This window comes from Roseinatronobacter monicus (assembly GCF_006716865.1).
GTDB lineage: Bacteria > Pseudomonadota > Alphaproteobacteria > Rhodobacterales > Rhodobacteraceae > Roseinatronobacter > Roseinatronobacter monicus.
This window is the reverse complement of record NZ_VFPT01000001.1, coordinates 2,180,435-2,206,268: the sequence shown is the minus strand read 5'-3', so window position 1 is coordinate 2,206,268 and position 25,834 is coordinate 2,180,435. Positions and strand designations below refer to the sequence as shown.

The window sequence follows — 25,834 nt, the reverse complement described above, 5'->3', positions numbered from 1 at the left end:
TTTGTGTCATTCAGCGTTCTACAAGAACCGAGCATTTCGCATGACGTATCACGCGTGCAGCGGTAGAGCCAATAAAATAGTCCCGCAGGCCCGGCTTGTGGCTTGCGATCATGATCAGGTCAGCGCCGGAATCTTCGGCTGCCTGAATGATCTGCCCGGAAGCGGCCCCGTGGCGCACCTCATGTGCCACGCGCAGATCGTCTTGCGGGTCAATCATCGCGCGCAGTTCTACTGCGGCTTCGGCGCGGCGGCGATCCGATATGTCGCTGGGAAGTTCTGCCGCAATATATCCCGGCACTTCTTCAAGCACATGCAGCAGCCTGATTTCACCGCCCGCATCCAGCAAGGATGCCGCGCGGGTCAACAGGGCGCGCCCTTGTTCGATCTGTTCCAGATCAACCGCGACGATAATTCTGCTATACATCTGGGATGTCCTTTCCTGTTTCGCGCGATCACTCTGCCCATGAACTATAGGCGCGGTCGTTGATTTCGGTCAAACTGGCAAAAGATTGGCGCCTCTTTGCCTGTGTTACAGGGTGAAATCACAAGTGACCCTTGCGCCCCTTGCGGCGGAACCGCTATCTGCGCGAAGAACACAGTAGAATTTACTAGCAGGATACGCGATTTCATGATGGTTTCACTCGTCATACTGGCTGCCGGACAAGGCAGTCGCATGCAATCCGATCTGCCGAAGGTTCTGCACCCGCTGGGGGCCGCACCCCTCGTCGTGCACGCCATGCGGGCAGGGCGCGCGCTGGACCCGGACCGTGTTGTCGTTGTGGTCGGACATGGGGGGGACGCTGTCGCACAAGTTGTGCACGCCGAGGATGAGGCCGCGATTGTCGTGACGCAAGAGGCGCAGCTTGGCACGGCCCATGCGGTGGCTCAGGCCGGCGCGGCCTTGGCAGGGGCACCCGGCGATGTGGTTGTGCTGTATGGCGACACACCTTTTATCCGTGGCGAAACCCTTGATGCGATGATCGCGGCGCGCAAAACCCATGATGTCGTGGTGCTCGGGTTTGAGGCGGCTGATCCGGGGCGCTATGGGCGTCTGGTCACAACAGGTGACACGCTGGAGCGGATTGTCGAATTCAAGGATGCGACCGAGGCAGAGCGCGCCATCACCCTGTGCAACAGCGGCGTGATTTGTGCGGATCGCGCCACCCTGTTCGACCTGATCGCGCAAGTGGGCAACGACAATGCCGCAGGAGAGTATTACCTGACCGATATTGTCGCACTGGCCACAGCGAAGGGCCTGTCTGCTGGCGTTGTCACCTGCCCCGAGGCAGAGACATTGGGCATCAACACCCGCGCCGAGCTGGCGCAGGCAGAAGTCTCTTTTCAGGCGCGCGCAAGGGCTGAGGCCGTGGAAGATGGCGCAATTCTCGTGGCCCCTGAAACCGTCTATTTCGCACAAGACACTGTCGTCGGGCGCGGCGCGATTGTGGAGCAGTTTGTCGTGTTCGGCCCCGGTGTGACGGTCGAGAACGGCGCGACGATCCGCGCCTTCAGCCATCTCGAAGGGGCGCATGTCAGCCGTGGGGCGGTTGTCGGCCCCTATGCGCGGTTGCGCCCCGGTGCGGAACTGTCCGAGGATGTGCGCGTCGGCAATTTCGTCGAGATAAAGAACGCCGAACTGGGCGAGGGGGCCAAGGTCAATCACCTGTCCTATGTGGGCGATGCGACCATTGGTGCGCGTGCCAATCTAGGGGCAGGGACAGTGACGTGCAATTATGATGGTGTGTTCAAGCACCATACCGAAATCGGCGAAGGCGCCTTTATCGGGTCGTCCACCATGTTGGTGGCCCCTGTGCGCGTGGGCGCAGAGGCGATGACCGGGTCCGGCTCTGTCATAACATCAGATGTGCCGGAGGGCGCATTGGCGCTGGGGCGCGCGCGGCAGGACACCAAGCCGGGCCTTGGCAAACGGCTGATGGACCGGTTGCGTGCGGCCAAGGCAGCGAAAATGAAAGGCTAGGGGCAGATGTGTGGAATTGTGGGCGTTCTGGGCAATCACGAAGTATCGCCGCAGATTTTGGATGCTCTGAAACGGCTGGAATATCGCGGCTATGACAGTGCTGGCATTGCAACTGTCCACCGCAATCAGTTGGACAGGCGGCGCGCGGTCGGCAAGCTGATCAATCTGTCCGACACGCTGGTCCATGACCCTTTGCCCGGCCGCGTCGGCATTGGCCATACGCGCTGGGCGACGCATGGCGGGCCAAGTGTGGCCAATGCGCATCCGCACCGCACGGGCCGCGTGGCTGTTGTGCATAACGGGATCATCGAGAATTACCGCGCTTTGCGTGACGAGTTGACCTTGCAAGGCGCGGAATTCAGCAGCGAAACCGACACGGAAACCATCGTGCAACTGACCAGCCATTATCTGGATCAGGGCATGACGCCCGTGCAAGCCGCGCGCGCGACCCTGAAGCGGCTGGAAGGGGCATTTGCCTTGGCCTTTCTGTTCGATGGCGAAGAAGACCTGATTATCTGCGCGCGGCGCGGCTCTCCGCTGTGCATCGGGCATGGCGAGGGTGAGATGTATCTGGGCTCAGACGCGATTGCGCTTGCTGAGATGACCGACCGCATCACCTATCTGGAAGAAGGCGACTGGGCGATACTGTCGCGTGCGGGCGTACAGATATTCGATGCCGACGATCAGCAGACCGCACGCCCCCTGACGCAGATCAATGTTGATACAGCCCGCGTGGACAAGGCAGGACACCGACATTTCATGGCCAAGGAAATGGCCGAACAACCCGCGGTGCTGAAAGCGGCGATGGGTTTTTATTCCGGGCTGGACCATGACCGCATAGACCTGCCGGATGCGATTGATTTCGCAAGCGCAGACCGCTTGATTATGGTGGCATGTGGCACGGCCTTTTATGCCTGTCAGGTGGCCAAATACTGGTTCGAGAAATATGCAGGGCTTGCGGTTGAATTGGATATCGCGTCCGAGTTTCGCTACCGTGACCCGGTGCTTGGGCTGTCAAACATGGCGCTGTTTGTCAGCCAGTCCGGCGAGACGGCGGATACATTGGCCGCGTTGCGCCATGTCCGTCCCCATGTCGCGCAGGTCTTGTCTGTGGTCAATGTGCCCACCTCGTCGATTGCGCGCGAAAGCGATGTGGCTTTGCCCATCCATGCGGGGCCAGAAATTGGCGTCGCCTCGACCAAGGCGTTCACGGCACAGTTGCAGGTGCTGGCACTTTTGGCGCTAAAGGCGGGCCTTGATCGTGGTTTCCTGAGCGGTGAGGATTTCGATGCGCGTCTGGCCGAATTGCGGTTGCTGCCGGGCTTTGTGGCGCAGGCGCTGGACCGGGAAGAAGAGATCAAACGCATGTCCGAAGCTTTGGCACAGGCGCGCGACGTGCTGTTCCTGGGGCGCGGGGTGATGTTCCCGCTTGCGCTTGAAGGTGCGTTAAAGCTTAAAGAAATCAGCTATATACACGCCGAAGCTTATGCAGCAGGTGAACTAAAGCACGGCCCCATTGCGCTGATCGACACCGATTTGCCTGTGATCGTCTTTGCCCCCCATGATGCGCTGTTTGAAAAGACAGTCTCGAACATGCAGGAAGTCATGGCGCGCCAAGGCAAAGTGTTGCTGATCTCGGACGCCAAAGGGTTGGCCGAGGCGGGGGATGTGCCTTTCCGGCTGCAAATGCCTACAGTGCCGGATTTCATCGCACCCATCGTTTACGCGGTGCCAGCGCAACTGATCGCCTATCACACCGCGCTGCACAGGGGCACCGATGTGGACCAGCCGCGCAATCTGGCGAAATCGGTGACGGTGGAATGAGCACATTTCAGGATATGATCGCCACGCTGAGCGCGATGGGCGACAGCACCAAGGCCGCCGAGATGGCAGCCTATCACAAGACGGCCCGCACCTTTTTGGGTGTGCCTGCCGCTGCGCTTGATGAGCTGGCGCGCGGCTTGCGCGCGGATCTGGACTTGGCGGAGCGCTGCGCCTTGGCGCAAGAGTTGTGGCAAGGCGAGGTGCATGAGGGCGGCATTCTGGCGGCCAAATTGCTGACACAGGCGCGTATCCGACCCGATGACGCGCCGGTTTGGGACATTATTTCCCAGTGGGCGCAGGGGTTTGACAGTTGGGCACTGGCCGATGCGGCCTCTATTGCGGGTGCGAAGCGTTTGCAGGCCGTGCCTGCGCGGCTGGACGCGGTGGATGGGTGGACACAAAGCGCCAATATGTGGACCCGTCGTGCCGCTTTGGTCATGACCCTGCCATGGGCGCGTCTGCCCCACCCGAAAGCTGATGATCTGGCCGTGCGCGAGCGCGTGCTGGGTTGGGCAGAAGGCTATGTGCCCGACCGCGACCGCTTTATCCAGAAAGCCATTGGATGGTGGCTGCGCGAGTTGTCGCGCCGCGATCCGGATCGTGTTGTGCAATTTCTCGAAGGGCCGGGTGCTGCGCTGACCAAAGGGGCCAAGACCGAAGCAATGCGCCTGATTATGCCGCAGTAGCGCTTAGCCTTTCAGGACGGCCAGCGCTTCGGCCAGATCCAGCTTGCCATCATACAGCGCGCGCCCGGAAATGGCACCGTCCAGCTTTGCGCCGCAATCGCGCAGTGCGATCAGGTCTTCCAGCCGCGATACCCCGCCCGAGGCGATGACCGGAATTGTCACTGCGCGCGCCAGTGCTGCCGTTGCCTCTACATTCGGCCCCTGCATCGCGCCGTCGCGGTTGATGTCGGTATAGATAATCGCCGCGACCCCGGCATCTTCAAACTGGCGCGCCAAATCAATGACATTGACATCAGTCTCTGTCGCCCAGCCCTTGGTGGCGACACGCCCCTCGCGCGCATCAATGCCCACCGCGACCTGACCGGGAAAGGTGGCTGCCGCTTCGCGCACCAGTGCGGGGTTTTCGACCGCGACCGTCCCAAGGATCACGCGCTGCAAACCGCGCTTCAACCAGCCCTCGATTGTCGCCATGTCCCGAATGCCGCCGCCCAACTGACAGGGGATCGTGACTGCATCGAGTATCGCCTCAACTGCCTGCGCATTGACCGGAGTGCCCGCAAACGCGCCATTCAGATCGACCAGATGCAGCCATTCAGCCCCTTGCTGCGCAAATGCGAGGCCCTGTGCTGCGGGGTTGTCGTTGAACACTGTCGCCTGATCCATCTCACCTTTGAACAGGCGCACACATTGTCCATCTTTCAGGTCGATTGCGGGGTAGAGGATCATCTGCGTTACCTTTGCGCCGGGGTTGGCCGCCTTCTACCGCGATGCGTGGGGCAGGAAAACAGCAATTTCTTCGCAAGGGGACGCTTTGTGGCCGAAAAGAACGCTTAGGCCTTGCCACCCTGTATCACGCGCAACGCGGGGCGACTTGGTTCAGCGGGGCTTGGCAGGGTGACGCACTGGACCGGAGTGGCCAGATCAAAGCGCCGCGGCATTGGGCCGATTGCACCCTGTCGTTCCAGCACCCCCATGACACGGGTGATCTTGCCTGCCGGATCGGTCAAGGGCAGCAGGGCAAGCGTTGCTGTCATCTGCGGATGCGTCGCTTTGCCTGCTGCGCGAAGCGACAGGGTCACACGCGCGCCGAGCGACAGTTGTGCCAGCGCTTCGGCGAGTTGGCCGCGCATCTCATTCATGAAAAGCGCAGCAACAGGCATACCGCGCATATCGACCCCTTGCAGATCCTCGATCTGGTGCCCGCAAATCCGCATCTTGGCCATGCGCGGCGTGATCAATTCTGCAAGGAAAATATGCGGCAGGGCCGCCCCCAACGCGCTGGCATCTATGGCGCTGCGTTTCGGGATTGCCCCGTTCTCGCGCAGGCTGGCCCAATAGGTGCACACGCGTGCGATCATAGAGGTGGCTGCAACGGCGTCCTGCGCCTCAAGTCCCTGTGTTGGCAGATGCTCACTCATTAAATTACCCTCTTTCATAGTCCGCGCAGCGCGACCGTTGCCCGACTCACCCGGTTGACCGCTTGCGCCGCACGTTTTAGTTATCCTGAGCGCAAGCTCTCTTAACAGCACCTTAATACCTCAAATTTTGTGCTTTTGCTGCGCAAAACTGTGGTTTTGGTTAAGGGTATCTTTACTGGTTCTCAGACGGGGAAAGGGCCCTGCATGCATTCAATGACAGGCTATGCTGGCGGGGCGGTGTCAAAGGCCATTGAGGCACAGACCGCAGAATGGGAATGGGATCTGCGCGCGGTTAATGGGCGGGGGTTGGATATCCGGTTGCGGCTGCCCGATGGTCTGGGCCGTCTTGAAAAGCCCTTGCGCGACAGGCTGTCGACACGCGTGGCGCGTGGAACAATCACGTTGGGGCTGCGCTTGCGACTTGTGCAAGGCAAGGCCGGGGTCAGAATAGACACTGCAGCGCTGTCAGACGTGCTGGTCGCACTGGATCACATCCAATCCACAGCGCAGGCAAACGGTGTGACACTCCAAGCGCCAAGCGCGTTGGAGGTATTGGGCTGGCGGGGGGTGCAGGCCCAAGGCCCCGATCTGGCCACAATTTCGCCCGAAAGCCTAGATGCGCTTTTGCTCGCGGATTTCGAGCAGGTTCTGGACGCCTTTGTGACCATGCGCCAGCAGGAAGGGCAGGCGCTGGCGGCTGTTTTGTCGGCGCAACTGGACGAAGTCGCGCGGCTGACACAGGCCGCACGCAGCCTGCTCGATCTGCGCGCAACCGAGATGGCGGCGCATTTCCACAAGGCCCTTGCGCAGGTTCTGGACAAGACCCATGCCGATCCGGCCCGCGTTGAACAGGAATTGGCGCTGTTGGCAGTGAAGGCTGATCTTGCGGAAGAACTGGACCGGCTGGATGCCCATTGCGCGGCGGGCCGCGCGCTGGTGCATGCGGATGAACCGGTGGGCCGCAAACTGGATTTCCTGACGCAAGAATTTAACCGCGAGGCCAACACCTTGTGTTCAAAGGCCCAGCATCTTGAGATGACGCGCATCGGGCTTGACCTCAAGGCTGTGATCGACCAGATGCGCGAACAGGTGCAAAATGTGGAGTAGATCAATGGCACGGCGCGGATTGCTGATTATCCTGTCATCCCCTTCCGGCGCAGGCAAATCGACCCTCGCGCGGCGGTTGATGCAATGGGACCCGTCGATCCGTTTCTCGGTCTCGGCCACCACACGCGCGCCCCGCGCGGGCGAGGTGGATGGCCGCGAATATTACTTCGCAAGCCGCGCGGATTTCGAGGCCATGATCGCCGATGGCGAAATGCTGGAACATGCCGAAGTGTTCGGCAACCTCTATGGCTCGCCCAAGGCACCTGTTGATGCCGCGTTGCAAGACGGGCGCGACATGTTGTTCGATATTGACTGGCAGGGCGGTCAGCAGGTGCGCAACTCGACGCTGGGCAAGGATGTCGTGTCCATTTTCGTGCTTCCCCCATCTATTGCCGAGTTGGAATCGCGTCTGCGGGGGCGTGGACAAGACAGCAACGATGTCATTGACGCTAGGATGCAAAAGTCGCGCAACGAGATCAGCCATTGGGCCGAATATGACTATGTCCTTATCAATGATGATCTGGACAAGACCGAGGCGGCCTTGCGGGGCATTGTCGAGGCGGAAAGGTTGCGGCGCGAGCGTCTGACTGGGCTGAACGAGTTTGTGCGCGGCCTGAATACCGAATTTGAAAGCCATACCCCGCGAAGCCACATAGAGTGATCGCTTTACCGCGCTGATGCGAGTCGCCTTGTGCCGTTGTTGCGTCGGATGCACGCTTGCACTGAGATGCGCAGTGCGTCAGCCTGACATCTCATTGCGACGGAGGCGAGGGGTGCCATGTTGACCGAGAATGTGAGCGATGAAAAGCGCGCCTTGCGCGCGCGCATGAGTGTGCAGCGCGCGCAGGCTTTTGGTGCGCCCGACGCGGATCAGCGTATGCGCGCTGCGAATGCGCGCCTGTCACAATGGCTTGCAGCGCGGTTCGCGAGCAAGCTTGGTGCGGTTGTCTTGTCCGGCTATATGCCCATGCGCGGCGAGATTGACCCCTTGCCTGCGATGCACGCCCATCCCGGCCCTGTTTGTGTGCCGGTGATCGTGGCCAAGGCGCAACCGCTGGAATTCCACCGCTGGTTGCCCAATGGTGACATGGTGGAGGGGCAGTTCAAGGCGCTGATCCCGGCGGCGCGGGAGGTGTTGACGCCACAAGCCTTGATCGTGCCGATGCTGGCCTTTGACCGGGCTGGCTATAGGCTGGGATACGGGGGCGGCTTTTATGACCGCACCTTACAACGCTTGCGCGAAAACGGGCCTGTTCTGGCAATCGGGTTTGCGTTTTGCGAACAAGAGGCAGCGCTTGTGCCGCGTGATGCAACAGATCAGCGTCTGGATGCCATCATCACCCCGTCAGAAGTGATTGCCATGCCCTAGCGCCTACTCGGCGCCGACGGCATGGCTGTAGGTGCGTTCCGGCTGTTGTTCATCCGGCAGGGTTGGGGAAGTGAGGGGGAATTCCTCTTCCGGCAAACCCTCTCTGGAGAGCAGCACCGCCACAGGCCGCGCAGACGGGATATGCGAGCACACGATCATCACGACAACCATGAAAGGGACCGCAAGGAACATGCCTGCAATGCCCCAGACCGCGCCCCAGAAAGCCAGCGAAATGATGATGCCGAAAGACGACAAGCGCAGCGTTTTGCCCATCAGCATCGGGTCGATCACATTGCCCAGCAAGAATTGCGTCATGCCTGCGATCACAAAGATCAGCACAGCAGTTTGCGGTTCGGCCACCTGAATATAGGCCACCAGTGTCACGATCAGCGTTGCAATGATCGACCCGACCGACGGGATGAAATTCAGCACAAAGGTCAACAGCCCCATAGCGGCGGCAAATTGCAGGTTGAACACGCTGAGGAGCAGGAAGATCGAGAACCCTGTCACCGATGATATCAGCGCCTTGACCAGCAGATACCGGTTCACGCGCCGGATGATCGACCCGATGATCGCACTGACCCGGCGGGCCTGAGCTTCATCGGCCATGAGTTTTTCAAGCTTGGTGCTGAACCAGATGCGCTCTGCAAACAAAAAGCCCACAAACAGGATGATGAGCACGACCTGTGACAGGATCGTTCCGGCCTGACCGGCGGCAGACCGCAGGTAGCTGGAAATCTCGATGCTGCGCACGGTTTGCAATACCGATTGCTCCACATCCTCGCCCATCCATGCAAACATCTGCGCAATCGCACGCTGGGCGTCATCCGTGTAAGACAACGTTGTACTAAGCACAGTGTTGATTTGCGAAATCACCAGCCCCGCCATTATCAGCAAGCTGGACGCAATCAGGAACACCGCCGCAATAGAGGCAAACCAACTGGCAATCCGAAACCGGCCAATACGCACGCGCGAGATCGAGTTGATGGCGTCAGATGTCAGCGAGAACAGGATAATCGCAATCGCTAGCGCGATCAGAATGAATTTCGCCTGCACCAGCAAGAACAGCACCACCGCAAAAGCGATAATCCCCATCAGCCATGTTTGCAGGCGGAATTTCTCCGTGAAGGTCAGACGCGCGACAGCGCTGATGCTCGGGGATTGTGACTCATCAGGCATGCGTGTTGGTTCTCGTTCGTAAACTCAGTTTTATCAAGTATGGGCCGCAGTGGGTGCCCGCACAAGGCTATGCGCGTTTTTTTGAATGTTTTTGGTCTAAAACAACGGCAGTTCGATGGGTTTATTGGCCTGCACGCGAGATATAGGCCGCAATCGCATCGAGTTCGCTTTTGTCCAGACGCTGAAGGCTGCGCACAACCTGTGCCATCGACCCGCCCACGACATCGAAATCTGGAGTCAGGCCGGATTCCAGATAAGCGCTGATGTCAAAAACGGTCCAGTCGAAATCGTCGCCGGCAATCGGGGGGATTCTGCCGGTGCCCGAGGGGTTGGGCGCGCCAAGAAACCAGCGCCCATGATCCAGCCCCCCCAACGCATTGCGCGGCGTGTGGCATTCGGCACAATGTGACAGCGCTTCGGACAGGTAGCGCCCGCGTTCTTCCTCGGCGCTCAAATCTCCGGTCACGACCCAATCTTCGCTCAGAAACATCGCTTTCCACAGACCCACACTGCGCCGGATGTTGAAGGGAAAGCGCAAATCATGCGGCTGGGAGGGGGTCGCGTCAGCGGGCAGGGTCATCATATAGGCATATAGATCCGCAATATCCTGGGGGTCCGCGCGGATATAGCTGCCATAGGGGAATGCAGGATAGTAATGCGCGCCCTCAGGCGATACCCCGCGCATAACGGCGTTGATGAATTGCTCGGCTGACCAATCGCCTATGCCATGATCGGGGTCGGGGCTGATATTTGGTGCAACAAATGTGCCGAAATCCGATGCAAATTCCCGCCCGCCCGACAGGATCGTGGGATCAGCTTCGCGCTCTGGTCCGATATGGCACGATGCGCAGCCAGCCGCATGATAGACCGCTTCCCCTGCGGCGGGATCACCCGTCAAGGACGCGAGGGCCGCAGACTCCACCGGCCTTGGCGCACTGATAACCCAGAGTGCGGCGCCAATGACCACACCCAAAATCGCCACGCCGATCAGCAGCTTGCGCATATCTTACCCTATGTCGGTTTTAACAGCCCCGCGCACTGGCGGCGCGCGCAGGACTTGGTGCCAGCGTCGCTTTAGCTGGCTTCGTCGCGGTAATCTTCGTGGCAGGCCTGACAGGCTTGTCCCACAGGGCCGAAACCCGCACGCATTTCATCAAGCCCGTCGCCCGTAACGTCTTGCAGGTTAGCGGCTGCATCTTGCAACGCGGTGAACTTCATAACGAAATCATCCAGATTGTCCCAGATTTCCGGGCTGGCGCGTGTTCCATCGACACTCATCGAATCTGTCCCTTCGGGCCAGAGGCGGCTTTGGTCATGGCGAGTCAGGTGAAACAGATTGTCGGCAGCCGTCTGGGCCATGTCGGCGTCATAGTCCATGCGACCCTGCACCATGCCACCCATCAGCCCGAAGTTATGGACATACAGCTTGAACTGGCCTTGTCGTTGCTCAATCGCGGGGTTCTCATCTGCGAGGGCAGGCAGCGCCAGTGCCACGCCCAATGCGATGGTTCCCAATGTTTTTCTGAATGTCATTTGTAATACTCCCTCTGCTATCATTAGATAAGACGTAGCGCGTTTATCGTTGATAGCATATTCACGGGCGCGTTATCGGGCTGTTAAACGAAACTGACCTTGCCGATATAGGGCAGGTTGCGGTTTCGTTGGGCATAATCGATTCCATATCCGACAACGAACTCGTCGGGGATTTCGAAACCGGTCCACGTGGCCTTGATATCGACCTCGCGCCGGGACGGTTTGTCCAGCAGGGCGCATACTTCCAGCCGTGCGGGGTTGCGCGCAATCAACATCTGCAACACATGGCTGAGGGTGAAGCCGGTATCGACGATATCTTCGACGACCAGCACATCACGCCCCTCAATCTTGCCGCTGAGGTCTTTGAGGATGCGCACCTCGCGCGAGGATTGCGTGGAATCGCCGTAGCTGGACGCTTCGAGGAAATCGACCTCGACAGGCAGGTCAATCTCGCGCACCAGATCGGCGATGAAAACGAACGACCCGCGCAGCAATCCCACCACCACAAGCTTTTCCGTTCCCGCGAAGGAGCGCGAGATTTCGCTTGCAAGCTCCTCAACTCGTGCCGCAATTTGTTTGGCACTGATCATCTGATCGATGACATAGGCATTCTGCGTCATAACAGCCCCTTGCTTTTTCACGCGGACTTTAGGACATGTGCGCGCGACAGGAAAGAGTGGACCATGCCAAGCCATCACGAATACCGGCACATGCCATATAGCGCCGATCAGATCTATGATCTGGTGGCCGATGTCGCGCGCTACCCGGAGTTTCTGCCCTGGACTGCCGCTGCGCGCATCCGCTCGCGCAAGCCGATCGAGGGCGGCGAAGAGATCGAGGCCGATCTGGTGATTTCCTTCAAGGTGTTCCGCGAACGCTTTGGCAGTCGTGTGCAGCTCTATCCAGATCAGGGAAAGATCGACACGGCCTATCTGGATGGCCCGTTCAAATACATGGTGTCACATTGGCACATCAAACCTGCCGAACAAGATGCAGGCTGCATCGTGGATTTCCATGTCGATTTCGAGTTTCGCAATCCGGTGTTGCAACGGTTGATCGGTGTCGTGTTCGATCAGGCCATGCGCCGCGTGGTCACCGCATTCGAGACGCGGGCTAAAGCGCTGTATGGCTGACATGGCGGGTCTAGGGGCCGGTTTGCGCCACTGCTTACGACACTGCGCGCAACATCATCGCCAGCGCATGAGCAACTGTTGCACGGCGCACTTCGGCGCGGCCAATTGCGCCGAATTCAACCGTTTCAGTTTGTGTGCCCTCGGCGCTCGCCAGCCCGAAGCAGACCCGGCCTTCGGGTTTGAACTCTGACCCGCCCGGCCCGGCGATGCCTGTCACCGCCATCGCAAGCCCAGCATCAGAGCGCGCAAGCGCCCCTTGCGCCATTTCCGCGGCGACCTGCTCTGATACGGCACCATGCTGGTCCACTGTCGCTTGCCGAACCCCCAGCATCTCGTATTTTGCCGCGTTGGAATAGGTCACGAACCCACGGTCAACAACATCTGACGATCCGGCAATATCCGTCAGAGCCGCCATGATCAGCCCGCCTGTGCAGCTTTCGGCAGCAGCGATCTTGATGCCCTTGTCGCGTGCCGCTTGCAGCAGGCGGGCGGCACTCATATGCCCATCATGCCATGCGCGATGACAGCGAAAACCGCCACCACCATAGCCGCCAATGCGCCAGCAATAATATCATCAAGCATCACGCCCAGCGGTGTGTGCATCCGGTCTGCCAGCCCGACCGGGCCGGGTTTCCAGATATCAAAGGCCCGGAATGCCAGAAACGCCACGATCCAGCCGGGCCAGAGCGCGGTAATCGACACCCCCTGAATCATAGCCCCCAGTGAGACAGGCCACAGCGCAAGCCACATGCCCGCCACTTCGTCGATCACGATTTCCGAGGGGTCCGGGTCTGACTGCCCGCGCGTTTCCTGTATCGTGACCCACCAGCCGACCAGAAATACCACAGCCGTTCCCAGCGCAAGCGCCCAGAACCCGCCCATGACATGTAAAAGCCACGCGACCGGCAAGGCCGCAACAGAGCCCCATGTTCCGGGGCCGGGGCGCAACAAACCAGCGCCGAAAAAGGTCGCAACCAGCCGTGTTCCGGTCATGTTTTTCTGCATCGCATCCCCGCGTATTGGCCCAGTTTTCCAACTTGTGACCCGAGCCATAGCGGAAACTTCGTGTCGTTGAAAGGTGCGGGGCGTGCTTTGCACCCCACCTCAGGATTGGCTTGCATCCGGTCCACTGGCCCTTTGCGGGTCATTGTCCAAAATCAGTGGAGTTGCCTGAAAATTGGGCGATACAACCTGCCATCGGCTTAATCGTGCGATCACCAGAGCCAAGACAACCCGTCCTTTCGCGTGTGCCTATGTTTGGTTCTCGCTGACCAATGCGCGCGTCTGCCCTGTATAGACAGGCCTGAATCTGCATATGTGGCGGTACAAACCCGCAACTTTTGTGCAGCAAGCGGGGAACGCATACGGGGGCAGCAGACTTGAACTGAAAGGGCGAAGCGACTACCAACTTTAGGTATAGTAGCGCATCTTGATGAATGGGCGTGGGAAAAAAGGCGAGAGAGTAAATGGTAGCAATCACAAAAGCCGTGTTTCCAGTTGCAGGCTCGGGCACGCGATTCTTGCCCGCGACCAAGGCAATGCCAAAAGAACTGTTGCCGATAATCGACAAGCCAATCGTGCAATATGCGGTCGAAGAGGCTGTGCAGGCCGGGATCACGGAGTTGATTTTTGTGACCGGGCGCAACAAACGTGCTGTTGGCGACCATTTTGATGCCAATCTTGAACTGGAAAGCCAGTTGATTGCCAAGGGCAAGATAGAATTGCGCGACATGGTGCGCAACATTGTCCCCGAAGGTGTGTCTTGCATTTTCGTGCGCCAGCCAGAGCCGCTGGGTCTGGGGCATGCAGTTTTGTGTGCGGCACCTGCGGTCGGCGACAACCCGTTTGTGGTGTTGCTGGCGGATGATCTGATGCAGGGCAAAAACCTGCCTACGCGGGCGTTGGTTGACGCGTTTGCCCGGAACCCGCGCACGCTTTTGTCCGTGTCCGAGGTGGCAGAGCAGGATGTCTCGAAATACGGGATTCTGAAAACCGGCCCTACAGCTGATGATGGGATGATCAGCGTTGAAGGGCTGGTCGAAAAACCCGATCTTGCGGATGCCCCGTCGCGCATGGCTTCTTTTGGGCGTTATGCCTTCACACCAGAGATTTTTGCCATTCTGCGCACGCTCAAACCCGGCGCTGGCGGAGAAATCCAACTGGCCGATGCCATCGACCATTTGGCCAAGGAGGGCAAGGTTTCAGCCATCCTGAACCCGGCCAAGCGGTATGATTGCGGCGACAAGTTCGGTTATCTGACAGCGATTGTTGATGTCGCGCTGGAGAACCCTGTCTATGGCGCGCAGTTCCTGTCCTTGCTGCGCGACCGACTGGCGCAGCACGACACCGCGAACGCAGCTGAGTGACACCCTTGGACGGGGGCGGGGCAGAGCCCGGCGACACGCATGTACTGGTCACAGGCGGGGCGGGCTATATCGGGTCGCATGCCTGCAAGCAGCTTGCGCGCGCGGGGTATGTCCCGGTGACATTCGACAACCTGTCGACGGGTTGGGCCAGTGCGGTGAAATTCGGGCCGATGGTGCAAGGCGATTTGCTGGACCGCGCAGCGCTTGACGCGGTTTTCGCGCAGTACAAGCCCGTCGCCGTCATGCATTTCGCAGCCCTCAGCCAAGTGGGCGAGGCGGCGCATGATCCGGGGCGCTATTGGCGCAACAATTTGGGTGGCTCGCTTAATCTGGTCGAAGCAATGGTCGCGGCAGAGTGTCTGCACATGGTGTTCTCATCAACCTGCGCGACATATGGCGACCAGGATGGCGTTGTGTTGGATGAAGACACGCCACAGCGCCCGCTCAACGCCTATGGCGCGTCGAAACTCGCGGTTGAGGGGGTCTTGCGGGATTTTGAGGTCAGCCACGGGCTTAAATCTGTGATCTTCCGCTATTTCAACGTCGCGGGTGCCGACCCGGACGCGGAAATCGGAGAGTGGCACCAGCCAGAGACGCATTTGATTCCCGTCATGATCGAAGCTGCGGCAGGCACGCGCCCTGCGCTGACCATTCATGGCGATGATTATCCGACCCATGACGGCACCTGCATCCGCGACTATGTGCATGTGATGGACCTGATCGACGCACATTTGCGTGGACTGGAATGGTTGCGCGCCGGGCGGGGTAGCCATGTCTTCAATCTTGGAACGGGCACAGGGTTCTCTGTGGCCGAGGTGATCCGAAACTGCGTTGCAAGCATAGGCCGCGACGTCCCGCGGAACTTTGGGCCGCGCCGTCACGGCGATGCGGCCGCGCTGGTGTCAGGCAGCCAGCGCGCGTCCGAGGCTTTGGGCTGGGTGGCGCAGCGCTCGACACTTGATCTGATGATCGCGGATGCGTGGCGGTGGTACAAAACAGGCGGATATTCCGGATAGCGCCGCTTTCCATCAGTCAGCACAGCAGCCGCATATCTGGATGGGACATGCGCAGGGTCAGTGGCGGGGTTGACACCGCAACGTCAGGTCTGTTGCCGGTTTTCGCAGGTCAAATCTGCTTTTCGGGCATATGAACCTTTAGGCCGTCAAGCGCATCACTCACCTTGATCTGGCACGTCAGACGAGAGCGCGCGGGGTCGGGTTCATACGCGAAATCAAGCATGTCTTCTTCCATCGGGTCTTTTTCCGGCAGCTTCTCGACCCATTCAGGCGCAACATAGACATGACAGGTAGAGCAGGCACAAGCACCGCCACAATCGGCTTCGATGCCGGGAATACCATTGTCACGTGCCCCTTCCATGACGGTCAGCCCGGTGGCAACCTCGACGATATGTTCTTTTCCGTTGAATTCGACATAGGTGATCTTGGCCATGAAACCCTCTTTCTAACGCATGTGCACTGCGCAGATAAGCCAGCTTCAGCAGTTTGACCAGTCGAATTTCGGCCATGATGCTCGGCTGTATTGTCACAGTTCAGACCCTTTTCAGCCTGAATTAACTGGCATTGTTTTCAAAATGCACTGTATGCTCCACCCTTGAGGGCCTGATATGTCACAGATAGAATCATACTCACCCCGGAAAATTGCCGCGATGGCGGCGTTTATCGCCTCACTTGCAGGGCCTGTTATGGCCGAGTCGGTCATGGCCAGCCAGGCAAATGTCCAGTTCGCAAACATCTCTTTGTCGACACCTGCAAGTCGTGAATGCTGGGCGCGCTATGTGTCAGGCACGGGGCGGACGAATGACAACATAATTGAGGAAGTCGCGTTTCGGGTGCCTTGCCCGGAGCAGATGACCCAAGGGTTCATGCATTCGCTGCAACGCAGTCTGGCCGCGCGCGGGTTCTTCTCGGGGCATGTGTCTGGCCGGCCAGATGCGGAAACACGCGCAGCCGTTCAGGCGTTTCAGCGCGCCAACGGGTTCAACAGCCCGATCCTGACATTGAAGACAGCGCAACATCTGGGCCTTGTACCGATAGAGCGGCACTGACGCAGCTTTGGCCGAACTTGAAATGGAAAAACGCGCGCCCTACGGGCGCGCGTTTCAAGTTTGAGTGGTGGAAGCAGTCAGTCTTCCAGATTCAGCGCGACAAACCGTGGATCACCGTCACGACGCAGCAAAACCAGCAGTGACCGGCGACCTGCATCGCGCGCATCCTGAGCGCGTGTTTCCAGATCTTCGACCGTCAGCAAGGGTTGTTGATTGGCTTCTGTGATCAGATCGCCGACCCGAATGCCCTTTTCTGCGGCATCGCTCGCCTCATCGATTTCGCGCACCACAAGCCCGTTGGCTGTGGCAGGCAAACCCAATTCGTCGCGCAGGGCGTCATCAAGGGGCTGCAAGGTCATTCCCAACAGGCTCGATGGTTCTGGAGCAGAGGGCGTCGATGGTGCGCTTTCGCGTGCAGCAGCTTCGAACAATTCGCGCTGTCCCAGTGTGACACTCAGAGTGACTTCCTCGCCGCTGCGAAAGACGATCACGTCAACATCGCGCCCGACACCCGCGTCACCGACACGGCGTACCAAACTGCGCGTGTCGCTTACATCGCCATCATCAAAGCGGATGATGACATCGCCAGCCAACATGCCCGCATCTTCTGACGGGCCTTCCATGACGTCCGTGACCATTGCGCCACGTGGTGCGTCAAGGCCAATGGCCTCGGCCATTTCTTCGGTCAGGTCCTGAATGCGCACACCCAGCCAACCGCGCCGTGTTGCGCCGAATTCTTGCAACTGGTCCACAACATTCACCGCAACATTCGATGACATGGCAAACCCGATCCCGATAGAGCCGCCAGTGGGCGACAGGATCGCGGTGTTCACGCCGATGACTTCGCCATCCATGCTGAACAGCGGCCCGCCAGAATTGCCACGGTTGATGGCGGCATCGGTCTGGATATAGTCATCGTAATTGCCTTGCAGGGCACGCCCGCGCGCAGAAATAATCCCGGCACTGACCGAGAAACCCTGACCCAGCGGGTTGCCAACTGCGATGACCCAATCGCCCACGCGCGCCGCTTCGGCGTCGCCCCATGGTACGAAGGGCAGCGGGGTATCATGATCGACTTTCAGCAAAGCAATATCTGTGGCCGGATCGGTGCCCACAAGTTCGGCGTCCAACTCGAGGCCCGAGAAGAACTCGATCCGTATTTCGTCGGCACCATCAATCACATGGTTATTCGTGACGATATACCCGTCTTCCGATATCACAAAACCCGACCCAAGTGCCTGATTGCGGCGGGGGCGGTTTGGCTGGCCTTCGGGGGCATCGAAAAAGTCACGAAAGAAATCCTCGAACGGCGAGCCTTCGGGCAAGCGCGGCGCGTCATCAAGTCGGGATGCGACAGAGGTCGTCGTGGTGATGTTCACAACCGCCGGGCTGACCCGCTCTGCCAGATCAGCAAAGCTCTCGGGGCGATTTGACTGCGCATTTGCGCTTGTGACATGCGCCAGAGTGACGACCAGTGCCAGCGCCAGTGCCAGCATGTGCATCATGCTCGGCCGCTCTGGTCGCATGGAAATGGCATGAGATATCATGGAACTCTCCTGTAATTGTCGTCGGTGCGGCCAGCGATATAGCTCAGCCTGCTTGGTGGGTAATGTATGGCTTATATTGTGAAACGCAATTTGCGTTTCAATCTTTCAACCAGACGTGAAAAGCTGTCAGGTGTTTGGAAATATGCGTTCAACTGGCGGCTATCAGTCCTGATACCACCACCAGCACGGCCCCCAGCACCAATGCGACAAGCCCGATCATGCGCCGCGCTTCAATCGGCATGGTCGCCAGCAGCCGCAAGATGTCTTCAATGCGACGAGGGGCCAGTACAAAGACCAGCCCCTCGAAGACCAGCACCAGCCCAATGGCCAGAACCAGTGTGTGCAATGTCATGCGCCTAAGCCTCAGTTGCCGATGATGGCTTCAAGCTCGCGCACCGCATCGGGTTCGTCAGGGTCCGACTCGGGGGCGCGCTGCATCAGCATGTCCGGGTCATCTTCAAGCGCGTCTGCCGCATCGCGTGCCGCTTGCAGCACGTTTTCGCTGGCCCCATCCGAGCGCAGGAAGGTGAAGAATTCACTATCCGGGCGCAGCACCATGGACGCGTTATCCCCGCGCAACGCGCTCTCATAGCTCTGCATAGAGCGGGAGAATGCGAAGAATTCAGGGTCCAGATTATAGGCATCTGCATACACACGGTTGCGCTCTGCGTCGGCTTCACCGCGAATGATCTCGGCTTCGCGGCGTGATGCGGAGACCAGTTCAATCACAGTACGATCTGCAAGCGCGCGCACACGCTGCGCGGCCTCGTTCCCACGCGCGCGTTCATCAGCCGCTTCGCGTTCACGTTCTGCGCGCATCCGGGCAAAGGTTGCCTCAAGGTTTTCTTGTGGCAGGTCGGTGCGGGTCAGACGAACGTCGATAACTTCGATCCCCAGTGTTTCCGATTCACGACGTGCCAGATCACGAATGCGGTTCATCAGCCCGGTGCGGTCCTCGGACAGCACAGCGGTTGAGGGAACTGCACCCAGAACCTCACGAATGGCGGCGTTCATGATGCGGTCCATGCGCCCTTGGGCTGCGCGGACACCGTCCACACCTACCGCTTCGCGGAACCGGCGCACATCTGTCAGGCGCCAGCGCAGGAACGCGTCGACCACAAGGCGACGGTCATCCAGTGGGGTGACTTCCAATGGCTGCGTTTGCAGGCCCAGAATACGCGCGTCATAGCGCACCACTTCCTGAATGAAGGGGATCTTGAACCCAAGACCCGGCTCGGTGATTTCCTGTTTCACCTGACCGAATTGCAGAACAAGCACGTTTTCGCGTTCATCGACAATAAACAGTGCCGAAAATGCCGTGACGATTGCCACAACTGCAACAGGCAGCAAAATTCCTGCTTTTTTCATCAGTTGGCACTCCTTGTGCGGCTCAGAGAGTCGAGCGGCAAGTATGGCAGGACGCCAGAGCCACCAGCTTCAGAACCGGTTACATTGTCGAGGATTGTCAGGCTCATATCACCCAACACGCGTTCCATCGTTTCCAGATACATGCGTTTGCGTGTCACTTCGGGTGCATTCACATATTCTGAGTAGACAGAGACGAAGCGTGCCGCTTCACCTTGTGCGTTGTTCACCACTTCGGCGCGGTAAGCTTCGGCTTCTTCCTGAAGCTGGGCTGCCTGACCACGGGCCTGAGCAAGGACGCGGTTTGCATAGGCATCGGCTTCACGCTCCAGACGATCACGTTCCTGACGCGCGGTCTGCACGTCGCGGAATGCGTTGATAACACCCTCTGGCGGGTCAGCTTTGTCGAAGTTGACACGAATGACGGCGATACCGGATTCGTAGCTGTCGAGCAGGCCTTGGACGGCTGCGCGCAAGTCCGCCGCAATCGAGCCGCGATCACGGTTCAGAATTGGCGACAGTTCCGAGCGCGCAATAATGTCACGCATCGCAGATTCTGACGCGGCGCGCACGGTTTCGCGCGGGTCGGCCAGATTAAACAGGAAGCGTGCAGGATCAGTTACGTTCCACACAACCTGAAACTCGATATCCACGACAGCTTCGTCGCGGGTCAGCATCAGGCCGGTATCCAGCGCGCTGCGCCCGGTGCCGACTTCGGTCACACGCTCGGTCGTGACCTGCACGATTTCATGCGACACAACAGGCCACGGGGCAAAGTTCAGACCAGGCTGGCCCGCTTTGTAATATTGCCCAAACAGCAATTCCACCGACCGCTCTTCCGGGCGCACTGTGTAGAAAGAGGCAAAAGTCCACATCACCACCAGTGCTGCCAGACCGATCAGGACGCCGCGCTTCGAGAAGCCGGGGCCGCCAAGACCTTTGCCGCCTTTGCCGCCACCACCGCCGCCGCCCATAAGGACGCGCAGTTGTTCTTGGCCTTTTTTTACGATCTCATCAATTTCGGGCATGGGGGGCTGGCCATCGCCACCGCGACCACCGCCGCCGCTACCGCGATTTCCACCGCCGCGATTGCCGCCGCCTCCCCAAGGTCCACCGTTGTTCCCAGACATCCGGACTCCATTCATTATTTTGGTTTCATGTTTCGTCAGAAGGTGGGCTGAAACCCGCCTAATTCAACCCTCATTCGGTGTGGCTGCGCGTCGCAGTCCGCATTGTGACCAGTTCCTCAGCCATGGTCGGGTGCACGGCGAGCGTTTGGTCAAAATCAGCCTTTGTTGCGTTCATGGCAACTGCCACCCCTGCAAGCTGAATCATCTCGCCCGCGTTATCCGCCACAATGTGGCATCCTAGCACCTTGTCAGTTTTGCGGCAAACAATCAGCTTCATCATCGCGCGATTGTCACGTCCCGCGAACAGGCTTTGCATGGGCCGGAAGGCCGCGCAATAGACATCGACCGGCCCCTGCGCGCGCGCTTCTTCTTCGGTCAGCCCGACAGTGCCGTATTCGGGTTGCGTGAAAATGGCGGTCGGAATCAAGCCGTGATCGAAGAATTTTGGTGTGCCCCCGAAGACCGTGTCGGCAAAGGCATGGCCTTCGCGGATCGCCACAGGCGTCAGGTTCGCGCGGTCGGTGACGTCGCCCACCGCATAGATCGACGGAACAGCCGTCTGGCTGTAGCGGTCCACCGGAATCGCGCCATTGCCCTTCAACTCCAACCCAAGCGCGCTTAGCCCCAGCCCGTCGCTGTTCGGCCTGCGGCCCGTAGCAAACATGACCGCGTCATATGTGCCATCATGCCCTGTCGTGGCCTTAACCCAAGTCTGGCCGTCGCGCCCTTCCATTTCCAGCACGTCTGTGCCCAGTTGCAAATCAACACCATTGGCCAGCATTTCATTGGCGATATGGCCGCGCGCTTCCTCGTCGAAGCCGCGCAAGATTTGCGCCCCGCGGTAGAATTGCGTTGTCTTAACGCCCAGCCCGTTGAAGATGCAGGCAAACTCGCTGGCAATATATCCGCCGCCCACGATCAGAAGTGATTTTGGCAGGCGGTCCATCAAGAACACCTCGTTCGAGGTCATGGCCCCAAATCCTTGCCATTTTTCCGGCACGACAGGGCGCCCGCCTGTGGCGATCAGGATATGTTTGGCTGTTACTTCGCGGCCATCTGCCAAGCGCACCTCATGCGGGCCTGCCAGCGTGGCGCGGCACCCGAACACCTCGACCCCTGCGCGGTCCAGATTGCCGCGATAGGCCGCTTCAAGTCGGTCAAGTTCCGTGTCCATTTTGGTGCGGAACGCTGTCCAGTCAAAGCCGCCAATCTGCGCGTCCCATCCGTAAGCCTGCGCATCGGCAACAGCGCGGGGAAAGCCGGACGCAAAGACCATCAGTTTCTTGGGCACGCAGCCACGAATAACGCAGGTGCCGCCCATGCGGTATTCTTCCGCCAGCGCAACCTTGGCCCCGTATTCAGATGACGCAATGCGCGCGGCACGCACCCCGCCAGAGCCGCCGCCAATCACAAACAGGTCGTAGTCAAAACTCATTAGTGCCCCTTAAAGGTCTGAAAAAATATTGCGCTCGTCCTCGATATTGATCTGGCGCAGGCTTGTCTCGGGGGTGCCACTGCTGAGGTCGCGCAGCTCGCAGGTGCCATCAGAATGGCCAATCACGACCTGATCCGCGATATCGACAAACAACCCGTTTTCGACCACGCCCGGCACCTGATTAAGCACAAGCGCCAATTGCCGCGCATTGCCGATCCGGCCCAGATCAAGGTCGAGAATGTAATTGCCTTCGTCCGTTACGAAGGGCTTGTCGCCGTTCACGCGCAGGGCGGATTGCTGGCCCATCACATCCATCGAGGCCAGAACCTCTTCGACCAGCGCCTTGGTTGCGCGCCATCCAAAAGGGATCACCTCAACCGGCAGAGGGAAAGCGCCGAGCGTTTTCACTTCCTTCGCGGCATCGGTAATCACGATCATCTGGTCCGAAGCCGTTGCCACGATCTTCTCTTGCAAAAGTGCGCCACCACCACCCTTGATCAGGGTCAACTCGGCGTCAAACTCATCAGCACCATCAATCGTTAGGTCCAGCCAGCGCGCCTCGTCCAGCGAAACCACGTTGATGCCAACCTCGCGCGCAAGCTGTGCTGTGCGGGTCGAAGTGGGCACAGCGATGATGCGCAGCCCCTCTTGCTTGATCCGTGTCCCGAGGCGGCGCACCATCCACGCCGCAGTCGAGCCCGTTCCAAGCCCCACGCGCATACCGTCCTGAACGAAATCGGCAGCACAATGGGCGGCAGTGTATTTGGCGCGGTCAATTGGCGTAAGCTGGTCAGTCATCGCGGGCCCTCTTTCTCGGTCGCGCGCTTTATAGGCGTTTTGCGGGGCAGGATTAAAGCAGAATCGGACTGACGGCGGTCAGATCGCTTCTGTATCGGCTCAGCGCTGGATCGACTGAAGATACGCATCCAGTGCGACGATCCGTTCTGGCAATTGCCGTGACAGTCCCTGATCCGTCTGCACTCTGGTCAGACGTCCGGTCAGCAGGTCGCCGAAATTCGGCATTTCCGCATCGGCATAGATCACTGCACCGCGTGCGTAGCCGTCCAGTTTGTCCAGCACCATGCGCTGCGGATAGGTGCCGCCAGCACGCGCTGTCAGGCCGGTAAGGTCGGGCATTTGCGCCCCGCCCCGCCCATCATCCCCGTGACACGCCACGCAATTTTGCGCATAAATGCTGCGTCCGGCTTGCGGGCTGGTCCAAGGTGAACAGGCCGCGCCCGAAAGCGCGACAACTGCAAGCCCGATTATATTTCGTCCGATCAAATTCATGATTGAAAGAATGCCGTATTTCCACGGTGCTGCCAAGAGCCTGTGACAGGAACTGGTCTGCTTTGGCGCATTCCATGTCGCAGGGCGCTATGGTCTTGCCCCGTTTTGCGGTTAGACAGGGTCAGCAACGCGAGACAAAGGGGTGCGCATGTTTTTATCAGTGTTCGACATGTTCAAGGTCGGGATCGGGCCATCGTCGTCACATACGATGGGGCCGATGGTCGCGGCTGCGCGGTTTCTGGAGCATTTACGCGGGTTGTCCTTTTCGGTGGCGGGGCTGCGGGCATCGCTGCATGGCTCGCTTGCCTTTACCGGGGTGGGCCATGCGACGGACCGCGCTGTCATCCTTGGGCTGGCAGGGTTCACCCCTGATGGCTATGATGCCGCGCGCGCCGAAGAGGCGCTGGCGCAGATCAACGCCAAGGGTGTGATCGACGCGGCAGGGCTTGGCACATTGGCCTTTGCCCCCAAGTCTGACCTGATCTTTGATTATGACACGCCGCTTGCAGGTCACGCGAATGGCCTGCGCCTGATGGCGACTGATGCGCAGGGCGATATCATCGCGCAGGAGACTTATTATTCCATCGGTGGCGGCTTTGTCGTGACCGAAGCCGAACTAAGCGCGCCGCCACGCAAATCGGATATTGATTACCCCTATCCATTCGAGACAGCGGCACAGATGTTGGCGATGGCGCGTGACAGCGGCAAGTCGATTGCCGCGATGAAACGCGCCAACGAACTGGTGACCCACAGCCCAAATGCGCTGGATCAGGGTATGCGACGCATCTGGCAGGTGATGAATGATTGCATCGACCGGGGAATGCGCACGGATGGCATTTTGCCCGGCGGGCTACAGGTGCGCAGGCGGGCCAGCGCTATCCTTGCGGCGCTGGAGGCAGAACGCGGCCTGAACATGAACGCGCCACACACGATCAATGACTGGATCAGTGTCTATGCTATGGCCGTGAACGAGGAAAACGCCGCGGGCGGGCAGGTGGTGACGGCACCCACCAACGGGGCTGCAGGTGTGGTGCCTGCAACCATCCGCTATTGGCTGGACCATGTCCCCGGCGCCTCGCCTGCGCGTGTGGGCGAGTTTCTTCTGACAGCGGCGGCCATTGGTGGGCTGGTCAAGCACAACGCCTCAATCTCGGGGGCGGAATGCGGTTGTCAGGCAGAGGTGGGTTCAGCGGCGGCGATGGCGGCGGCAGGCTTTGCCGCCGTTCTGGGCGGCACGCCCGAGCAAGTGGAAAATGCTGCCGAAATCGCGTTGGAGCACCATCTGGGTATGACCTGCGACCCCGTTAAAGGGTTGGTGCAGGTGCCTTGTATCGAGCGCAACGGGCTGGGCGCGATCAAGGCGGTGTCTGCTGCCAGCCTTGCGCTGCGGGGCGATGGCACACATTTCATGCCGCTGGACAATTGCATCGAGGCGATGCGCCAGACAGGCGCAGACATGTCCGAGAAGTACAAGGAAACTGCGCTGGGCGGTCTGGCGGTCAATGTGCCAAATTGCTGAGTAAGCTTATCGTGTGATTTGAGGCAGATCATGGTTTGTGCGCCGACCTGCCGCCATATTGGGGTGACCCATGCATGGATCAGCGGAGGCACAGATGGACGTGTTTGAGCTCGAAGTCACCTGTCCCGACAAGGACAGCGCCCGCGCCATTGCAAGCGCGTGTCTGCGGGGCAGGTTGGTGGCGTGCGCCAATCTTTTGTCAAAGGTCGAAAGCCTGTTTTGCTGGCAGGGCCAGATCGATTCCGAGAGCGAAGTGTTGCTGCGAATGAAAACACCTGCGCGCAATTTTGACGCCGTATGCGCAGCGATCCACGCCCATCACCCGTTTGAATTGCCCGCAATCATCGCATTGCCGGTGCAGGCGATGGGGCCGGGCGTCGCTGACTGGATCGCGCAGGAAACTCAGCTGGCGAAAATCTGCGACTGATCGGCATAGCCCTTGACCTCAATCGGGTTGCCGGACGGGTCGCGGAAAAACATGGTCCATTGCTCGCCCGGTTGTCCTTCAAAGCGCAGCGAGGGTGGGATAACAAATTCGACACCCGCATCCTGCAACCGTTTGGCCAGCGCTGAAAAGCGCTCTGCGTCCAGCACCAGCCCGAAATGCGGCATGGGCACCATGTGATCGCCCACTTTACCTGTCGGCGCATTGGCAAAAGGCTCGCCCCGATGCAGGCTGATCTGATGGCCGAAGAAATCGAAATCCACCCAAGTGTCGGTGCTGCGCCCCTCCGTGCATCCCAGCACATCGCCATAAAAGGCGCGCGCTTGCTCCAGATCGTGGACGTGATAGGCGAAATGAAACGGCATCAACATGGGCGTCTCCATCAGATATGCGGGCGCTGCTTCCTCACACGGGAAAGGGGGTGACTGCAAGCCAGAGTTGCCGT

At 59.4% G+C, this 25,834-nt stretch carries 30 protein-coding genes; 12 read left to right on the top strand and 18 right to left on the bottom strand.

The window, feature by feature from the left end:
* Positions 1–10: 10 nt before the first annotated feature.
* Complete coding sequence (locus tag BD293_RS10505; protein ID WP_142081487.1) at positions 11–424, bottom strand: universal stress protein; 414 nt, start codon at positions 422–424, stop codon at positions 11–13.
* A 204-nt stretch (positions 425–628) separates the two neighbouring features.
* On the opposite strand from BD293_RS10505, the gene glmU reads away from it, so the two are divergent.
* The 3 genes from glmU to BD293_RS10490 are packed head-to-tail and all read left to right on the top strand — an operon-like array spanning position 629 to position 4,488.
* Positions 629–1,978, top strand: coding sequence for a bifunctional UDP-N-acetylglucosamine diphosphorylase/glucosamine-1-phosphate N-acetyltransferase GlmU (gene glmU, locus BD293_RS10500; protein WP_142081485.1), 1,350 nt, complete (start codon positions 629–631; stop codon positions 1,976–1,978).
* Positions 1,979–1,984: 6 nt separating this feature from the next.
* The gene (glmS, locus tag BD293_RS10495; protein WP_142081483.1) at positions 1,985–3,802 is read left to right on the top strand and encodes a glutamine--fructose-6-phosphate transaminase (isomerizing); all 1,818 of its coding nucleotides are present in this window, start codon (positions 1,985–1,987) and stop codon (positions 3,800–3,802) included.
* The gene (locus BD293_RS10490) at positions 3,799–4,488 is read left to right on the top strand and encodes a DNA alkylation repair protein (protein WP_142081481.1); all 690 of its coding nucleotides are present in this window, start codon (positions 3,799–3,801) and stop codon (positions 4,486–4,488) included. Before glmS ends, BD293_RS10490 begins: the two co-directional genes overlap by 4 nt.
* Positions 4,489–4,491: 3 nt before the next feature.
* Here the strand turns inward: BD293_RS10490 and hisA are convergent, their stop codons facing one another.
* Positions 4,492–5,214 (bottom strand): 1-(5-phosphoribosyl)-5-[(5-phosphoribosylamino)methylideneamino]imidazole-4-carboxamide isomerase, encoded by a 723-nt coding sequence (hisA, locus tag BD293_RS10485; RefSeq protein WP_142081479.1) that lies wholly within the window; start codon positions 5,212–5,214, stop codon positions 4,492–4,494.
* Positions 5,215–5,318: 104 nt separating this feature from the next.
* Positions 5,319–5,906 carry a PAS domain-containing protein gene (locus BD293_RS10480; protein WP_170207105.1) on the bottom strand — a complete coding sequence of 196 codons (588 nt, stop codon included), beginning with the start codon at positions 5,904–5,906 and terminating at the stop codon, positions 5,319–5,321.
* 204 nt (positions 5,907–6,110) lie between these two features.
* Between BD293_RS10480 and BD293_RS10475 the strand changes: the two genes are divergently transcribed.
* From BD293_RS10475 to BD293_RS10465, 3 genes are all read left to right on the top strand, one after another.
* Positions 6,111–7,013 carry a YicC/YloC family endoribonuclease gene (locus BD293_RS10475; protein ID WP_342781399.1) on the top strand — a complete coding sequence of 301 codons (903 nt, stop codon included), beginning with the start codon at positions 6,111–6,113 and terminating at the stop codon, positions 7,011–7,013.
* Between the two features lie 4 nt (positions 7,014–7,017).
* Positions 7,018–7,674 carry a guanylate kinase gene (gene gmk / locus BD293_RS10470; RefSeq protein ID WP_142081476.1) on the top strand — a complete coding sequence of 219 codons (657 nt, stop codon included), beginning with the start codon at positions 7,018–7,020 and terminating at the stop codon, positions 7,672–7,674.
* Positions 7,675–7,791: 117 nt separating this feature from the next.
* Positions 7,792–8,382 carry a 5-formyltetrahydrofolate cyclo-ligase gene (locus BD293_RS10465; protein ID WP_142081474.1) on the top strand — a complete coding sequence of 197 codons (591 nt, stop codon included), beginning with the start codon at positions 7,792–7,794 and terminating at the stop codon, positions 8,380–8,382.
* Positions 8,383–8,385: 3 nt separating this feature from the next.
* Here the strand turns inward: BD293_RS10465 and BD293_RS10460 are convergent, their stop codons facing one another.
* The 4 genes from BD293_RS10460 to hpt form a co-directional block, all read right to left on the bottom strand.
* Positions 8,386–9,561, bottom strand: a complete 1,176-nt coding sequence (locus BD293_RS10460) for an AI-2E family transporter (protein ID WP_211841012.1) — start codon at positions 9,559–9,561, stop codon at positions 8,386–8,388.
* A 121-nt stretch (positions 9,562–9,682) separates the two neighbouring features.
* A complete protein-coding gene (locus tag BD293_RS10455) occupies positions 9,683–10,564 on the bottom strand; it encodes a c-type cytochrome (RefSeq protein ID WP_142081472.1) in 882 nt (293 codons plus the stop codon).
* A gap of 71 nt (positions 10,565–10,635) precedes the next feature.
* Positions 10,636–11,094 carry a c-type cytochrome gene (locus BD293_RS10450; RefSeq protein ID WP_170207104.1) on the bottom strand — a complete coding sequence of 153 codons (459 nt, stop codon included), beginning with the start codon at positions 11,092–11,094 and terminating at the stop codon, positions 10,636–10,638.
* Between the two features lie 83 nt (positions 11,095–11,177).
* Positions 11,178–11,714 (bottom strand): hypoxanthine phosphoribosyltransferase, encoded by a 537-nt coding sequence (gene hpt, locus BD293_RS10445; RefSeq protein WP_142081469.1) that lies wholly within the window; start codon positions 11,712–11,714, stop codon positions 11,178–11,180.
* 63 nt (positions 11,715–11,777) lie between these two features.
* Between hpt and BD293_RS10440 the strand changes: the two genes are divergently transcribed.
* Positions 11,778–12,227 (top strand): type II toxin-antitoxin system RatA family toxin, encoded by a 450-nt coding sequence (locus tag BD293_RS10440; protein WP_142081467.1) that lies wholly within the window; start codon positions 11,778–11,780, stop codon positions 12,225–12,227.
* Positions 12,228–12,261: 34 nt separating this feature from the next.
* On the opposite strand, the gene BD293_RS10435 is transcribed toward BD293_RS10440, so the two are convergent.
* Both BD293_RS10435 and BD293_RS10430 read right to left on the bottom strand, forming a co-directional pair.
* Complete coding sequence (locus BD293_RS10435) at positions 12,262–12,726, bottom strand: CinA family protein (RefSeq protein ID WP_142081465.1); 465 nt, start codon at positions 12,724–12,726, stop codon at positions 12,262–12,264.
* Entirely contained in the window at positions 12,723–13,220 is a 498-nt protein-coding gene (locus BD293_RS10430; protein ID WP_142081463.1) for a phosphatidylglycerophosphatase A family protein, read from the bottom strand. The genes BD293_RS10435 and BD293_RS10430 overlap by 4 nt, the downstream gene beginning before the upstream one ends.
* A gap of 473 nt (positions 13,221–13,693) precedes the next feature.
* Here BD293_RS10430 and galU point away from each other — a divergent pair, with 473 nt between their 5' ends.
* A complete protein-coding gene (gene galU, locus BD293_RS10425) occupies positions 13,694–14,593 on the top strand; it encodes a UTP--glucose-1-phosphate uridylyltransferase GalU (RefSeq protein WP_142081461.1) in 900 nt (299 codons plus the stop codon).
* On the top strand, positions 14,590–15,609 hold the full coding sequence (galE, locus tag BD293_RS10420; RefSeq protein ID WP_246086268.1) for a UDP-glucose 4-epimerase GalE: 1,020 nt from the start codon (positions 14,590–14,592) through the stop codon (positions 15,607–15,609). The genes galU and galE overlap by 4 nt, the downstream gene beginning before the upstream one ends.
* Before the next feature lie 109 nt (positions 15,610–15,718).
* On the opposite strand, the gene BD293_RS10415 is transcribed toward galE, so the two are convergent.
* Positions 15,719–16,042, bottom strand: a complete 324-nt coding sequence (locus tag BD293_RS10415; protein WP_142081460.1) for a 2Fe-2S iron-sulfur cluster-binding protein — start codon at positions 16,040–16,042, stop codon at positions 15,719–15,721.
* A gap of 175 nt (positions 16,043–16,217) precedes the next feature.
* Between BD293_RS10415 and BD293_RS10410 the strand changes: the two genes are divergently transcribed.
* Complete coding sequence (locus BD293_RS10410) at positions 16,218–16,658, top strand: peptidoglycan-binding domain-containing protein (RefSeq protein WP_142081458.1); 441 nt, start codon at positions 16,218–16,220, stop codon at positions 16,656–16,658.
* Positions 16,659–16,735: 77 nt separating this feature from the next.
* Here BD293_RS10410 and BD293_RS10405 read toward each other — a convergent pair whose 3' ends face one another.
* From BD293_RS10405 to BD293_RS10375, 7 genes are all read right to left on the bottom strand, one after another.
* The gene (locus BD293_RS10405; RefSeq protein ID WP_142081456.1) at positions 16,736–18,205 is read right to left on the bottom strand and encodes a Do family serine endopeptidase; all 1,470 of its coding nucleotides are present in this window, start codon (positions 18,203–18,205) and stop codon (positions 16,736–16,738) included.
* Positions 18,206–18,353: 148 nt separating this feature from the next.
* Positions 18,354–18,557 carry a DUF2065 family protein gene (locus tag BD293_RS10400; protein WP_342781398.1) on the bottom strand — a complete coding sequence of 68 codons (204 nt, stop codon included), beginning with the start codon at positions 18,555–18,557 and terminating at the stop codon, positions 18,354–18,356.
* Between the two features lie 11 nt (positions 18,558–18,568).
* Positions 18,569–19,573: a protease modulator HflC gene (hflC, locus tag BD293_RS10395; RefSeq protein ID WP_142081455.1), complete on the bottom strand. Its 1,005-nt coding sequence runs from the start codon at positions 19,571–19,573 to the stop codon at positions 18,569–18,571.
* Positions 19,573–20,700, bottom strand: a complete 1,128-nt coding sequence (gene hflK, locus BD293_RS10390) for an FtsH protease activity modulator HflK (RefSeq protein ID WP_142081453.1) — start codon at positions 20,698–20,700, stop codon at positions 19,573–19,575. The genes hflC and hflK overlap by 1 nt, the downstream gene beginning before the upstream one ends.
* A 70-nt stretch (positions 20,701–20,770) precedes the next feature.
* Positions 20,771–22,135: a glutathione-disulfide reductase gene (gene gorA / locus BD293_RS10385; RefSeq protein WP_142081452.1), complete on the bottom strand. Its 1,365-nt coding sequence runs from the start codon at positions 22,133–22,135 to the stop codon at positions 20,771–20,773.
* 9 nt (positions 22,136–22,144) lie between these two features.
* Positions 22,145–22,933 carry a ribose-5-phosphate isomerase RpiA gene (rpiA, locus tag BD293_RS10380; RefSeq protein ID WP_142081450.1) on the bottom strand — a complete coding sequence of 263 codons (789 nt, stop codon included), beginning with the start codon at positions 22,931–22,933 and terminating at the stop codon, positions 22,145–22,147.
* A 99-nt stretch (positions 22,934–23,032) separates the two neighbouring features.
* Positions 23,033–23,425 carry a c-type cytochrome gene (locus BD293_RS10375; RefSeq protein ID WP_142081449.1) on the bottom strand — a complete coding sequence of 131 codons (393 nt, stop codon included), beginning with the start codon at positions 23,423–23,425 and terminating at the stop codon, positions 23,033–23,035.
* Positions 23,426–23,573: 148 nt separating this feature from the next.
* Here BD293_RS10375 and BD293_RS10370 point away from each other — a divergent pair, with 148 nt between their 5' ends.
* Both BD293_RS10370 and cutA read left to right on the top strand, forming a co-directional pair.
* Positions 23,574–24,944, top strand: coding sequence for an L-serine ammonia-lyase (locus BD293_RS10370; RefSeq protein WP_142081447.1), 1,371 nt, complete (start codon positions 23,574–23,576; stop codon positions 24,942–24,944).
* Positions 24,945–25,038: 94 nt separating this feature from the next.
* A complete protein-coding gene (gene cutA / locus BD293_RS10365; RefSeq protein ID WP_142081446.1) occupies positions 25,039–25,371 on the top strand; it encodes a divalent-cation tolerance protein CutA in 333 nt (110 codons plus the stop codon).
* Here the strand turns inward: cutA and BD293_RS23075 are convergent.
* Entirely contained in the window at positions 25,347–25,754 is a 408-nt protein-coding gene (locus tag BD293_RS23075; protein WP_246086365.1) for a VOC family protein, read from the bottom strand. The genes cutA and BD293_RS23075 overlap by 25 nt on opposite strands.
* Positions 25,755–25,834 lie beyond the last annotated feature (80 nt).